Raw genomic sequence first — 13064 nt, 5'->3', positions numbered from 1 at the left:
GCGCTCCGCGGCCGGCCGTCGCGAGCCTCTCAGTGGGCGAGCGGCTTCGCCGGCCGCGGTTCCCACTCCAGGTCGCCCTGGTAGTGGACGGCCGCGTCGTCCTGCTCCGGGTCCACGACCGTGAGCGAGACCCAGCCGTTGTCGAACAGCCTCGCGACCTCCTCGTGGCGGGCGAGGACGTCGGTGACGCGTTCGACCGGCGCGTGGATCACCGCCGTGAGCCGGAGCGGCTGGTGGTACGGCCGGTCGTCGGCCACCTTGAGCGACTGGAGGGGGAGCCCGGTCATCAGGTCGCCGCCGTTGCCCTGCACGACGCCGACGTTGCCGCGGGGGTTCTGCGTGACCTTCGAGCCGCTCCCGTAGACGGCGTTGTCCACCGTCGCGAAGTAGTACTGGCTGTTGATCCACTGGGTGACCACGAGCGGCCCCGTCACGATCGCCTCCAGGGCGTCCCCGTCGGGGTCGGTCGTCCAGTCGTAGGAGTGGAGGAAGGCCCGCCCGTCGAGGTCCCGGCCCTCGGTCAGCTCGCGCGGCCCGATGACGAACGACGCGTTGCCGGCCAGCCCCCACTCGGGGCGGGTCTCCGCCCAGTCGGCCGTCCGGCGTTTGGCCTCGCGGACGCCGTCGTCGGGGTCGCTCCCGGGCATCGACTCGGCGCATTCGGCCGCGGCGCCGGCCCGCGCCTCTTCGAGGTCCGAGCGGAGGCGTTCGAGGTCCGCGCGGTGGCTCTCGGGGACGTGAGCGTCGAACAGCTCGATCTCGTCGGTGGTAGTGTTGTGCTCGCCGGCGAGGAAGACGGTGTCGTCCGGGATCTCGAACCCGCGCTCGCGGAGTTCGCGCTTGACTTCCGCGTCGTTGCAGATCGCGGCGAGCACGCGGGCGTTCGGGCCGCCGGGGTTGCCGGCGCAGGCGCCGCAGTCGAGGCTCGAATCGAACGGGTTGTTCGTCGTCTCGCTCGCGTGGCCCGCGAAGACGACCAGCCGGGCGAACTCCTCCCAGCCCATCAGCTCGAAGGCCGTCTCCGCGTAGCCGGCCTTCTCTTCGACGGTCATCCCCCGCGGGAGGTCACCCTCGGCGTCCCCGTCGACGGGACGGTCGAGCGCGGGCTCGCAGAACTCCGCCTGCGACGGGACGCGCTCGTCGACGGCGTCGGAAAGGTCGGCGACGGCCGACGGCAGCAGGGTCCGGGCGGCCATCGCCGCGCCGTAGGCGCTCCCGCCGCCCTCCACGAAGGTGAACGCGGCGGCCACGTTGGTCTTGAGCGACTTGAGGTGCTTCCGGCCGGCCGCCGCGAGCTTCGTCCACCGGTCGTGGGCCGCCTTCCGCTCACGGCGGTCGGGTTGGGGGCGTTCGGCGACGCGGTGTTTCGGGTCGACGACCGGCGGGCAGGCGTCGATCTCCACCTTCGAATCGTACCCCTGGTAGCGCATGGGAACGCCGAAAAAGCCCGCGTAGCCGTGGGTCTCGTACGGGCCGGTCGCCTCGACGTGACGGCGGACGACCTCCGAGCGGGTGTCGATACAGAAGACGAGCTGGGCGGCCGGGCGCTCGTCGCCGTCGGCCGACGGCTCCGCCACCGACCGGTCGATGCCGTCGAGCAGGCGGGCGCGGTGGCTCCTCTCCCAGGCGGTCAGCCAGACCTCGGCCAGCGGTACCTCGTCGCAGTCGTCGGCCGCCTCCCGGTCGGCGCCGTCGGGTTCGACGGGCGCGTCCAGCAGGTCGACCAGCGTCAGCCGCACCGCGAGATAGTCGAGGAGCGAGACCGGGTACTTCGACTGCCAGGGCCCGGCGTGGCCGTCGGCCCGCTGCTTGACGAAGCCCGTCCAGCCCGGCAGGGCGGCGAGGTGGCGCTCGAAGATGCTCTCCCACTGTCCCTCCGGGTACGCGGAGAGGGCGGCCTCCAGCGCTTCGACCGGCGACTCGGGGATGTCCGACGGGTCGTCGCACCCGGGGACCTCGTCGTCGTAGGGGGCGAGGTCGCGCCAGGCGGCGTAGAAGCCCCGGTCGCGGTTCGGCATCGACCACTCGGCCTGGCCCTGGTCGAGGAAGGCGGCGAGCCACTTCGACAGCACGCGGTCGACCGTCTCCGTCGCGGCGTCGGCCCCGGTCCCGCGCTCGGACTCGGACTCGGCGGCCGCCATCTCGTCGAGCAGCGCATCGGGTTCGCCGCCGACGCCGTGGTCGTCGAGCGCCTCGCGGAGCGCGTCCGGGTCGATCCGGCCGCGCTCCCAGGCCCGTCGGAACACCGATGGGTGCGGGTAGCCGCGGCCGCCGAACAGCTCCTCGGCGTCGGCGACCGCGCGGTGGAACGGCCGGTCCTCGAACCCCGCGAGGGGGTTGGCCGTGACGAAGGAGTGCAGCGGCCAGACCGAGCCGACGGTCTCGGCCGCGCGGTCGATGCTGTCTTCCAGGGTGTCTCTCTCAAGGGTCATGGTAGTCCTCCGTCCGGGTGAGGACGGTGTCCGGGTCCGGTTGCGACGCGTTCAGCAGCGCGACGTAGAGGCGGTCGCTGGAGCGGTGCCAGCCGAGTTCCGCCGCCAGGTACGACAGGACGAACAGGGCGGCGACGCCGACGTGGACGACGGTCAGTTCCGTCGGCGCCGCCGCCATCGGCGCACCGGCGATCACCGTCGAGACGGCGTTGAACAGCACGCCGTAGGCGCCGATCGCCGTCAGGACGACGACGGGGACGCTGACGAGCTTCGCGACCGGCGAGAGCGTCGACCGGCGGAGCACGTCGCGCGTCGCGTGCATGGTCGTCAGGACGACGACCAGCGCCAGGACGAGGCCGCTGTTCACTTCGGTCCCCTTCCCGGTGAGGAGGGCGAACAGGGCGCCGCCGCCGACCGCCGTGAGCAGGCCGACGGCGACACCGAGGAGGGTCAGCCCGTCGTCGGTCGCGCGTTTCGGGGCCGTCTGCTCGACCGCCTCGCCCGACGACAGGAACAGGTACGCCTTGTAGAAGCCGTGCAGGACGAGGTGAGCGATGGCGGCGGCGAAGAAGCCGAGACCGCACTGGAGTATCATGAACCCCATCTGGGCCATCGTCGAGGCGCCGAGTTTGCGCTTGATGTCCGTCTGGACGAGCAACAGCGCCTGCCCGAGCACGGCGCTCAGCGCGCCGACGGCGACGACAAGCGCCATGGCGACCGGCTCGTCGGCGAGCAGCGGCGCGAAGCGGGTCAGCAGGATGCCGCCCGCGTTGACGAACCCGGCGTGCATCAGCGCGGAGGCGGGGGTGGGCGCGGTCATCGACGACAGCAGCCAAGTGTGGAACGGGAACAGCGCCGACTGGATCATCGCGGCGAGGACGACGCTGCCGACGGCGACGAGCGCGACCGGCCGCGGGACCGTCTCGACCTGTCCGAGGATACTCGTGATGGACGTCGCGCCCGTCGCCCAGACGAGAGCCACGAGGCCGACGGCGAGCAGTCCGCTGCTGGCCAGGAAGTACCGGCGGGCGGTCCGGGCGGCGGCCCGCGCCTGGGGCCAGTCGCGCTCGTGGCCGACGAGCGACGCCATGAGGAGCCCCATCGTCAGCCACGCCCCGGCGAACAGCGCGACGTGGTCGGCCGCGGTCATCGTCATGACGACGAGCGTGAACGCGAAGATCCGGGCGTAGAACCCGTCGAGGTAGCGGTTCCCCGCCATGTAACGGCGGGAGTAGCTGTGGACGATCCCGCTGAAGAAGGTGACCACGACCCACACGACCGCGGTCAGCCCGTCGACGACGAACAGGCCCGCCAGTCCCCACGCAGCGCCGCGGGCGACCGTCAGCGCGAGTGTGCCCGCGGCGAGCAGGAACAGCGTCCAGACCGCGAGGGTCGCCGCTCGCGGGACGGCCGAGTCCGGCGACGTCGCTGCTTCGGAGAGCTGTACGGCCTCGCTCGGTTGTGGTTGGTCCGTCATCGTCGGGTCCCCGACCAGACCGTCCCGCCGCCCCGGCGTCGGAGCCGGGCCGAGTCTCACACGAACTGGTCGTCGGTACACCACTGTAGAACAATATGGTTATTATAATCTTCGGTACGACCAAATCGTTCGATATTCACTGCATGAAAGAACATTATGGTCGGCAAAGATTGCGGCAGTCGACGGTCGGTCCGCTCGGAACGGATCGCCGAGATCCGTCGGTTGTGGGCGTTTCGGGCGGTATCTCGTCTGTTTCCGCGGGAGACACGGGACGGGTCGGAGACGGGCGAGCACGGCGGGGCGAGTCTCCGCCGTCGAGAACAGTTCGGTATTCGCTACGGGCGGTCCCGAACGATCCGTGACGAACCGGTCGTCGATCGCCGTTCCCGTTCGACCGTTCGTTCGGTGCGGTGCCGACGCCGGCGGGCCGTCCCGCGGGGCGGCCCGCGGTCGCCGACCGGGAGCGGCGCGTCGGTCGCGCTCACTGCGAGGAGAAGTCGTCGAACGGCGTCGTCTCGTGGCTGCGGACGAGCACCTCGTCGGCGACGGTCAACCCCATGTCGAGCAGTTCCTGTGCCACCGGCGTGATGTCGTCGTCGGACTCGCCGACGGCCGTCACGAGGAGGTTCTGCTCGCCGGTGACCAGTTCCTGGACGGACACGACGCTCGGGATCTCGAGGATGTCGTCGATGAGCTCGCCGCGTTCGGGGATCGGAGCGGTACAGAACAGCAACATTCGGAGCGGGTACCCGGACTTCTGGTAGTCCACGTCGGCGCTGTACCCCTTGACGATCCCCGCGGATTCGAGTCGCTGGATGCGCTTTCGAACCGTGCTCGACGAGGCGTCGGTTCGCTCGGCGATCTCGCCGGAAGAGAGGTTGCGCGCGTCCTCCTGCAGCGCGGCGAGGATCTCCCGGTCGATCTCGTCGAGTTCGTACTCCGCCATACCCGCCGACTTCTCGCGGTGGACATAAGGAACTTCGGCTGTCGGCTCCCCCGTCAGACCCCGGGTTCGGCCCCGTCCCCGGCGTCGTCGAGGCGCTCGTAGCAGTAGTACGAGTACGCCACGGTGACGGCGGCGGTCGCGAGCGCCGGGACCAGGAGGAAGTAGACGGCGTAGTCGCCGGCGAGCAGGCCCACGAGCGAGACGACGGCGGTCAGTTTGAACAGCCGGCCGCCCAGTTCGTGAGTCCGCTCCCAGACGGTCTCGTCGCTGAGCGTCCACGGCGTGCGGATGCCGACGAACCAGTTCCGCTCGGCGTGGGTGAGCAGGACCCCGATGTAGTAGAAGAGTCCGGCCACCGCGGCCAGGATCAGCAGCGTGAAGTCGAACTCGTAGCCGAGGTTGAACGCGACGACGCCGCCGTGGACGAGGGCCATGAACCCCGCGAACAGGACGACGAACCAATCGTAGTACGCGCGGAAGTCGGCGACGTTCTCGCCCAGCGGATCGAGACGGGGCAACACCGCCAACAGCGCGACGAGGACGGCCGATAGCGCGGGGAGCAGCGCGAGTGCGGCCGTCTTCGACATCGTACCGTCCGGCTCCCCCGCGGCGTTCCAGTGGGTGACGACCGTCTCGGGAAGTGACGGCGCGGCGAGGACGCTCACGAGCGCCGAGACCGCGACGAGCGCGGCCGCGACGCCGAAGCGGTGGTTCGTGTGCATACGTGCTGATACGTGGCCGTGCCTCAAGAATTGATAGGTCGACCGCGAGCGGTTCGAGGCCGTCTCAGCGGTTCTCGCGCTGCTCGACCTTGTTCAGCTCGATGAGCAACCGGAAGATGGCCTTGACGAGGTTCGAGTCCACGTCGAACTGCTCGGCGTTCTCGCCGGCCCGGTCCATGACGGCCTGCTCCTGTTCCTCGTCGGTCGTCGGGAGGCCCTGTTCGTCTTTGACCTCCGCGATGGTGTCGGCGACGTAGGTCCGCTGGGCGATCAGCTCGACGATCTCCCGGTCGATCGCCTGTATCTCGTCGCGCAGTTCGTCGAGGTTCATCTCCTCCGCGTATGTGGATTCGTCTTGACTCATGGGATCCGTGTGCCCTCCGTCTGTGTCGTGGTCAGCCAGGTGCGACCCTCGCGCTCGCCCCAGCGGTCGCGCAGCGCTTCGAGGTCGTCGCGCTCGCCCACGGCGGTGAAGCTCGGCCCGGTGCCCGACAGCGAGACGCCGTGGACGACCGGCATCGCTTCCACCACGGGGTCGGTCGGGAAGTCGAGCGCGGCGCAGAAGGCCAGCCCGTTGACCGTCATCGCGCGGCCGAACTCGCCGTCGAGGGCGAGGTCGGCAACGAGGTCGGCCATCGGCGCGACCCGCCGGCAGCTGTCCACGTCGGCGTCCGCCGAGAACGACCGCTCGGGCGGCGTCCACACAAGGACCGACCAGTCCCGTTCCTCCCGGGCGAGCAGTTCGTCGTCGACGTTGTCGGTGACGGTGACGCCGCCGAGCATGCTCGCGCTGGCGTCGTCGAACGCGCCCGTCACCGTGACGCCCGCGTCCCTGGCGGCCTGGACGCCGATGCGGCAGGCGTCCTCGCGGGATATCTCTTCGGCGGCGTCGAGCGCGTCCAGCGTCGCCAGCACGGTCGCGTTGGCGGCGGCGCTGGAACTCTTCAGGCCCGAGGCCATCGGCACGTCGCTCTCGGTGCGGACGCGCCCGCCCTCGCCCGCTCCGAAGCGGTCGGTGACCGCGGCGACGCAGCGCTCGATCAACTCGGTATCGGCGTCGGGGTCCTCGGCGACCCGACCGGTCACGCCGTCGGCGCCGGCGTCGAGTTCCACCGTCGAAGTGGTGTACTCGTCGATGGCGAACGCCGACCCCTTGCCGTTCGCGAGGGCGTTCAGCACCGTCCCCGCCGCGGGGGCGACTGCCTCTCCTTCCATCGTCTCCCTGTCTTCCCGGGCGGTATTTACCTCTGTGGGATTCCCGTGAACGAAGAGAACGGGAAGTCGGCGAGGAGCGAACGGACGTGAGTGAACTCGCCGGAAATCCGGCAAGCGGAACGGGCCGCTCCGCGCGAGCCGGGCCGTCGGTCGCCCGCGGCGCCGACGCGCGGAACGCGACGCTTTTGGGGCGCTGGCCGGAACTCGGTGGTATGAGCGCGCGCAACGACGTGCCGCCGGACACGCTGGGGGTCGAACTCACCGAGGACGGGGTCGCCGTCGAGTACGTCGACGGCCGAGAGGCCTTCTACCGCGGCGTCCCGACGGCCGTCGAGGACAGCGTCCGCGCCGCGCCCGGCAAGGACGTACACGTGCTGGTCACCGACGCCTCGGAGACCCAGGGGATCATGCTGTACGTCAACGACCTGGACACCCACGACGACATCCTGGAGACGACCGGCGTCGGCCGCGTCATGGTCGACGACGGCGACGACGAGCCGCTCTTTCAGGGCGTGCGGGCGCACTCGAAGGCACACCGCGTCGAGGTCGAGGCCGACCTCTCGGTCGTCGACGGCCGCGTGTTCGTCTTCATCGAGGACGAGATGGGCGAGCAGAGCTTCGAGATCGTCGAGAACGCGTAAGGACTCTTCGGCGGTCCGCTCCTCCGGCGAACCGCGCGTCGGTGAACCGTCTCCTCCACCGGAACCGGGTTACTGGATGTACGACGGCTCTTCGGCGTCGCAGTTGTCCTCGTGCTGGTTCGCGTCGGACCGGTCGTCGAACAGCAGCCCGCACGCCTCGCACTTGTACCAGGTCATTTCGTCGCGCTCGGTAGTCACGACCATGCTAGGTCGTGCGACGCCACGGGGTAAAGGCGTTTCTCCGGTTACATCGATGGTGTGTCTAATGTGCGAGTGTATCAGTTGTTTCTGCTGATTGAGCTGTGAAACGAAGTTGTGCGAGAGTGACCGCACTCGACGGTGAGCGATGAAAGCCCTCGGCACGCTCGCGGTCGCTGAGCGGGATATCCGCGCTCTCGGCACCGCCCGCGCGGATAGTGCCCGCTCAGGCGACTATCGACGCGAGCGCGCCTCGCCCTTTCAGTCCACCAGGACCGCCCCGTACAGCACCGCAGACTGCCACGTACCTCCCCAGCCGATTCGCTCACTCCGTTCGCTCATCCCTCGCACGATGCTGTCGCGAGACGAGACTCGCGACAGCGCGCGCCACGGTTGATTGCTACCTCCATCGCCTGTACTGAGCATTCGCGCGAACGAAGTGAGCGCGATTCACGCGGCCGAACGGAGTGAGGCCGCGCCTTTTTCACCCATGTTTTTGTCGACCGGGTTCTCCGCAGGTCGCCGTAGGCGACCGAGGAAACCCGGTCGGGAAAAAGATGGTGGGGAATGATAAAGAGCGTCGGCCCGATAGCGGGGGTATGGGAAGCGGCGACGCCATCGAGGTCTCCGTCGAAGGAGCGAACAAGCGCGACGCCGGCCGCGGCATCGCGCGGGTCCCCGAGCGAGTCCGGTCCGAACTGGGGGTGCTGAGCGGCGACCCCCTCGTCATCAAGGGCGAGCGGGCGACCGTCGCGAAGGCCTGGCCCGAGACCGGCGACGGCGCCTACATCCGCATCGACGCCGACACGCGCGCCAACGCCGGGGTGAACATCGGCGACACCGTCACCGTCGAACAGACCTCCGTCCGCGAGGCCGACGGCCTCACCGTCCGGCTGGCCCAGACCGTCGGGCTGGACGACGCCCAGCAGGAGTCGGCGGTCCGACGCGCCCTCCTCGACCGCCCGCTGCGGGAGGGCGAACAGGTCCACATCGACGGCGTCGGCGCCTTCGCCGTCTCCGGGACCGATCCGGGAGGGGCGGTCCGGGTGACCGACGAGACCGATATCACTGTCCTCCCGCCGATAGACGGGACGCCGACCGGTGGCGCGACCGGCGGGGGCAGTACGAGCACCGGTAGCGGTGCCGCGGGTTCGGCAGGCGGCGCCAGCGGGGCAGGCGGCTCGACCGGAACGACCGCGAGCGGCACCACCGCCGAGTCGACGCCCGACGAGTCCGCCTCGCGCACGGGCGTCTCCTACGAGGACATCGGCGGACTGGACGACGAACTCGACCAGGTGCGGGAGATGATCGAGCTCCCGCTGTCGAACCCCGACCTGTTCACCCGGCTGGGGATCTCGCCGCCGCGGGGCGTGTTGCTGCACGGCCCGCCGGGGACGGGGAAGACGCTCATCGCCCGCGCGGTCGCCAACGAGGTCGACGCCTACTTCGACGTGATCTCCGGGCCCGAGGTCGTCTCGAAGTACAAGGGCGAGAGCGAGGAGCGACTGCGCGAGGCGTTCGACCACGCCGAGGCCAACGCCCCGGCGATCATCTTCGTCGACGAGATCGACGCCATCGCCGGCGAGCGCGACGAGGACTCGGACATGGAGAACCGCGTCGTCGCGCAACTGCTCACCCTGCTCGACGGGCTGGAGGACCGCGGACAGGTCATCGTCATCGGCGCCACGAACAGGGTCGACAGCATCGACCCGGCGCTCCGGCGGGGCGGTCGCTTCGACCGGGAGATCGAGATCGGCGTCCCGGACGAGACCGGACGCCGCGAGATCCTCGACGTACACACCCGCGGGATGCCGCTGGCCGAGGACGTGGACCTCGATAGGGTGGCCGGCCGGACCCACGGGTTCGTCGGCGCGGACCTGCACACACTCACTACTGAAGCCGCGATGCACGCCCTCCGGCGGACCCGGGACGAGCCGGAGGTCACCAGGGAGGACCTCGAAGCGGCGCTCCGAACCGTGGAACCCTCGGCGATGCGCGAGTACGTCGCCGAGTCCCCCACTGTGACCTTCGACGACGTGGGCGGGCTGGCGGAGGCGAAATCGACGCTCGAACAGGCCGTCGAGTGGCCCCTAGAGTACGGCCCGCTCTTTACCGCGACCAACACCGACCCGCCCTCGGGCGTCCTGCTGTACGGCCCGCCGGGGACGGGCAAAACCCTGCTCGCTCGCGCCGTGGCCGGCGAGAGCGGCGTGAACTTCATCCGCGTCGCGGGGCCCGAGCTGATGGATCGCTACGTCGGCGAGAGCGAGAAAGCCGTTCGAGAGGTGTTCGACCGCGCCCGCCAGACCGCGCCGGCGATCGTCTTCTTCGACGAAATCGACGGCATCGCCGGCGGTCGCATGGACGGCAACGAGGTGACCGAGCGCGTCGTCTCGCAACTCCTGACCGAGATGGACAGCGCCGCCGAGAACCCCAACGTCGTCGTCGTCGCGGCGACGAACCGGCGGGACATGCTCGACGACGCGCTCCTGCGACCCGGCCGACTGGAGCAGCACGTCGAGGTCCCGAACCCCGACAAGGCGGGTCGGCGGGCGATTCTGGACGTACACACCGAGGGCAAGCCCCTGGGCGACGACGTGGATCTGGACGAACTCGCGGGCGAGACCGATGGACTGTCCGGGGCGCAGATCGAGTCGCTGGTCCGCGCGGCGTCGATGCGGGCCATCAGCGAGGTCGCCGCCGGCGTCGACCCCGAGGCGGCCAACGAACGAGCCGACGACGTGGTGATCGGGCGCGACGACTTCGAACACGCGCTGGAGCGGGTCGCGGCCGACTGACCGCGGACCGAACGCGCTCGCCCGATCGGCCGGAGGTCGGGGTGCCTCCGGTCACCGACGGCGGGCGATCCGCTGGTTGGCGGGGTCCGAGCGGTCGTGGAGGGTCCCGCAGTCGGTACACTCCCAGACGAACGCGCCCAGCCGGCGGTAGCCGGCGGGCGAGCCGTCGGGGTTGACGTTCCAGTCGCGTCCGCAGGACCGGCAGCCGTCGGGACGGTACTTGCCGCCGGTCGCCGGCTTCCGCTCGGCGGCCACGCGTTCGTACTCAGGGGGCGCGATGTCGAACAGCACCGACCGCACCTCCTCGGCCGAGAGCCGCTTCTGAAGCGTCTTGATCCCGGCGGCCAGGTCCGACCGACGCGACTCCAGACGGCGATACCGCTCGTCGTCGTCCCGTTCGTCCGCGCTGAGTTCGACCTCTCTGGACGACAGCCGGGTCGTACACTCGTAGTACTCGGCGAGCAGTCGACCGTAGGAGGCCATCGCGAGCTGTCGGCCGACCACCTGCCGGAGCGATTCGCTGTCGATCGGTTCACAGAGACAGGCGTCCTCGTCGACGACGGGGTCGCTGACCGGCTCGTGGCCGCTGGTCGTGAGCACGGTCCGAGCGCGGTTCGTTCGACCGTCCAGCAGGTCGGCTATCGCCGAGCGTTTCGGCTCCGATAGCTCGTGGCGCACGAGCGCGACCGCCGTCGTCCGGTCGACTATCTCCCTGGCCTCACCGACCGACCGCGCACAGACGACCCGCACGGTGTCGGGGAGCCACCGGCGATGCAGCGCCGCCCGCGTCGACCCGTCGAACACCGCGACCGTCGGTCCGGCACCGTCGTCGGCTTGCCCCACGTCGGTCTCTTCGCCCGTTCCCGTCTGACCCGGCGGCCCTGATGCTGTAGCCATCGTCGGTCACTCGATCGGTTCACAATTTATAACGAACTATAATTAATATGTCGCGAGCTATCGGTGCTGATAACACGGGGGTACGGGAACCCCCGGGATTCGGTGAGCGGTCGGAGAGCGCTCCGAGCGGGTCGAAACCGAGGGGCAGGGCGGGAGCGGCGACGGCCGCAGGAGCTTTTTCACCGTCGGAGTCGAACGGTGAGCCATGAGTCGGGAGCAAACGGAGCCGTTCGAGCACTACGTCGACGGCGAGTGGACGGTCGGGGAGAGCGAGGGGACCTTCGAGAGCGCGAATCCGGCGACGGGGGAGACGCTGGGGGAGTTCTACCGCGCGACCCCGACGGACGTCGAGCGGGCGGTCACCGCCGCCGAGGAGGCCTTCGAGGAGTGGCGCCGGCTGTCCTACATCGACCGCGCCGAGGTGCTCTGGGAGGTGTACCACGAACTGCGGGACCGCACGGACGAACTCGGCGAAATCGTCACCCGGGAGTGCGGCAAGGAGATCAGCGAGGGCCGCGCCGACGTGGTCGAGGCCGCCCACATGGTCGAGTGGGCCGCCGGCAACGCCCGCCACCCCCACGGCGACGTGGTGCCCTCCGAGATCGCCGCCAAGGACGCCTACATGCGCCGCAAACCGCGGGGCGTCGTCGGCTGTATCACCCCGTGGAACTTCCCGGTCGCCATCCCGTTCTGGCACGTGGCCGTCGCGCTGGTCGAGGGCAACACCGTCGTCTGGAAGCCCGCCGAGCAGACGCCCTACTGCGGCCAGATCGTCGCGGAGATGATGATCGACGCCGGCGTCCCGCCGGGCGTGTTCAACGTCGTCCAGGGCTTCGGCGACGCCGGCAACGCCATCGTCGAGGACGAGCGCGTCTCGACGGTCCTCTTCACGGGCTCGGCCGAGGTCGGCCACAAGATAGACGAGAAACTCGGCGGCGTCCCCGGTCGCGACGCCGCCCTGGAGATGGGCGGCAAGAACGCCATCGTCGTCACCGACGAGGCCGACCTCGACATCGCCCTGCACTCGGCGGTCATGTCCTCGTTCAAGACGACCGGCCAGCGCTGCGTCTCCAGCGAGCGCATCATCGTCCACACGGACGTGTACGACGAGTTCAAAGCGCGGTTCGTCGACCTGGCCGAGGACGTCGCCGTCGGCGACCCGCTGGAGGAGGACACCTTCATGGGTCCGGTCGTCGACGAGAGCCAGGTCGAGAAGTTCGGCGAGTACAACGACCTGGCCCGCGAAGAGGGCGCGAACGTCCTCGTCGACCGCGAGGAACTGGACGACTCGGAGATTCCAGAGGGTCACCAAGACGGCCACTGGGTCGGCCCGTTCGTCTACGAGGTCGACTACGACCCCGATCTCCGGTGTATCCACGAGGAGGTGTTCGGCCCCCACGTCGCGCTCATCGAGTACGACGGGGACATCGAACGGGCCGTCGAGATCCACAACGACACCGACTACGGCCTCGCGGGCGCCGTCGTCTCCGAGGACTACCGACAGATCAACTACTACCGCGACCACGCCGAGGTCGGCCTCGCCTACGGCAACCTCCCCTCGATCGGTGCCGAGGTCCAGCTCCCCTTCGGCGGCGTCAAGAAGTCCGGCAAGGGCGCCCCCAGCGCCCGCGAGGTCATCGAGGCCGTCACCGAGCGCACCGCCTGGACGCTCAACAACTCGAAGGACATCCAGATGGCTCAGGGCCTCTCGGCGGACATCACGACCGACGAGGGTTGA

11 protein-coding genes are annotated in these 13064 nt (G+C 69.7%); 3 read left to right on the top strand and 8 right to left on the bottom strand.

All coding sequences use genetic code 11. The features are described 5' to 3' along the window. Nucleotides 1-29: 29 nt before the first annotated feature. From HZS55_RS16240 to HZS55_RS16215, 6 genes are all read right to left on the bottom strand, one after another. A complete protein-coding gene (locus HZS55_RS16240; RefSeq protein WP_179908623.1) occupies nt 30-2432 on the bottom strand; it encodes a DUF2309 domain-containing protein in 2403 nt (800 codons plus the stop codon). After that, entirely contained in the window at nt 2422-3909 is a 1488-nt protein-coding gene (locus HZS55_RS16235) for a proton-conducting transporter transmembrane domain-containing protein (RefSeq protein WP_179908622.1), read from the bottom strand. The genes HZS55_RS16240 and HZS55_RS16235 overlap by 11 nt, the downstream gene beginning before the upstream one ends. Before the next feature lie 481 nt (nt 3910-4390). Then, nucleotides 4391-4855, bottom strand: coding sequence for an Lrp/AsnC family transcriptional regulator (locus tag HZS55_RS16230; RefSeq protein ID WP_179908621.1), 465 nt, complete (start codon nt 4853-4855; stop codon nt 4391-4393). Nucleotides 4856-4908: 53 nt separating this feature from the next. Continuing rightward, on the bottom strand, nt 4909-5577 hold the full coding sequence (locus HZS55_RS16225) for an SdpI family protein (protein ID WP_179908620.1): 669 nt from the start codon (nt 5575-5577) through the stop codon (nt 4909-4911). Nucleotides 5578-5641: 64 nt separating this feature from the next. After that, a complete protein-coding gene (locus HZS55_RS16220; protein WP_179908619.1) occupies nt 5642-5941 on the bottom strand; it encodes a chorismate mutase in 300 nt (99 codons plus the stop codon). Further along, on the bottom strand, nt 5938-6792 hold the full coding sequence (locus HZS55_RS16215) for a shikimate kinase (protein WP_179908618.1): 855 nt from the start codon (nt 6790-6792) through the stop codon (nt 5938-5940). The genes HZS55_RS16220 and HZS55_RS16215 overlap by 4 nt, the downstream gene beginning before the upstream one ends. Before the next feature lie 212 nt (nt 6793-7004). On the opposite strand from HZS55_RS16215, the gene HZS55_RS16210 reads away from it, so the two are divergent. Beyond that, the gene (locus HZS55_RS16210; protein WP_179908617.1) at nt 7005-7433 is read left to right on the top strand and encodes a DUF5796 family protein; all 429 of its coding nucleotides are present in this window, start codon (nt 7005-7007) and stop codon (nt 7431-7433) included. 69 nt (nt 7434-7502) lie between these two features. Here HZS55_RS16210 and HZS55_RS22855 read toward each other — a convergent pair whose 3' ends face one another. Further along, nucleotides 7503-7637: a DUF7128 family protein gene (locus HZS55_RS22855; RefSeq protein ID WP_281372731.1), complete on the bottom strand. Its 135-nt coding sequence runs from the start codon at nt 7635-7637 to the stop codon at nt 7503-7505. A 593-nt stretch (nt 7638-8230) separates the two neighbouring features. Between HZS55_RS22855 and HZS55_RS16205 the strand changes: the two genes are divergently transcribed. Then, nucleotides 8231-10429, top strand: coding sequence for an AAA family ATPase (locus HZS55_RS16205; protein ID WP_179908616.1), 2199 nt, complete (start codon nt 8231-8233; stop codon nt 10427-10429). Nucleotides 10430-10480: 51 nt separating this feature from the next. Here the strand turns inward: HZS55_RS16205 and HZS55_RS16200 are convergent, their stop codons facing one another. Beyond that, nucleotides 10481-11326, bottom strand: a complete 846-nt coding sequence (locus HZS55_RS16200) for a HalX domain-containing protein (RefSeq protein ID WP_179908615.1) — start codon at nt 11324-11326, stop codon at nt 10481-10483. A gap of 205 nt (nt 11327-11531) precedes the next feature. Between HZS55_RS16200 and HZS55_RS16195 the strand changes: the two genes are divergently transcribed. Then, the gene (locus HZS55_RS16195; protein ID WP_179908614.1) at nt 11532-13064 is read left to right on the top strand and encodes an aldehyde dehydrogenase family protein; all 1533 of its coding nucleotides are present in this window, start codon (nt 11532-11534) and stop codon (nt 13062-13064) included.

The organism is Halosimplex rubrum, from assembly GCF_013415885.1.
Classification (GTDB): domain Archaea; phylum Halobacteriota; class Halobacteria; order Halobacteriales; family Haloarculaceae; genus Halosimplex; species Halosimplex rubrum.
This window is presented reverse-complemented; position numbering and strand designations above follow the sequence as displayed.

What these genes read in the sequence shown, in the direction of transcription:
- HZS55_RS16240 (WP_179908623.1), bottom strand. Translation starts at nt 2,432, where the DNA reads ATGACCCTTGAGAGAGACACCCTGGAAGACAGCATCGACCGCGCGGCC.
- HZS55_RS16235 (WP_179908622.1), bottom strand. Translation starts at nt 3,909, where the DNA reads ATGACGGACCAACCACAACCGAGCGAGGCCGTACAGCTCTCCGAAGCA.
- HZS55_RS16230 (WP_179908621.1), bottom strand. Translation starts at nt 4,855, where the DNA reads ATGGCGGAGTACGAACTCGACGAGATCGACCGGGAGATCCTCGCCGCG.
- HZS55_RS16225 (WP_179908620.1), bottom strand. Translation starts at nt 5,577, where the DNA reads ATGCACACGAACCACCGCTTCGGCGTCGCGGCCGCGCTCGTCGCGGTC.
- HZS55_RS16220 (WP_179908619.1), bottom strand. Translation starts at nt 5,941, where the DNA reads ATGAGTCAAGACGAATCCACATACGCGGAGGAGATGAACCTCGACGAA.
- HZS55_RS16215 (WP_179908618.1), bottom strand. Translation starts at nt 6,792, where the DNA reads ATGGAAGGAGAGGCAGTCGCCCCCGCGGCGGGGACGGTGCTGAACGCC.
- HZS55_RS16210 (WP_179908617.1), top strand. Translation starts at nt 7,005, where the DNA reads ATGAGCGCGCGCAACGACGTGCCGCCGGACACGCTGGGGGTCGAACTC.
- HZS55_RS22855 (WP_281372731.1), bottom strand. Translation starts at nt 7,637, where the DNA reads ATGGTCGTGACTACCGAGCGCGACGAAATGACCTGGTACAAGTGCGAG.
- HZS55_RS16205 (WP_179908616.1), top strand. Translation starts at nt 8,231, where the DNA reads ATGGGAAGCGGCGACGCCATCGAGGTCTCCGTCGAAGGAGCGAACAAG.
- HZS55_RS16200 (WP_179908615.1), bottom strand. Translation starts at nt 11,326, where the DNA reads ATGGCTACAGCATCAGGGCCGCCGGGTCAGACGGGAACGGGCGAAGAG.
- HZS55_RS16195 (WP_179908614.1), top strand. Translation starts at nt 11,532, where the DNA reads ATGAGTCGGGAGCAAACGGAGCCGTTCGAGCACTACGTCGACGGCGAG.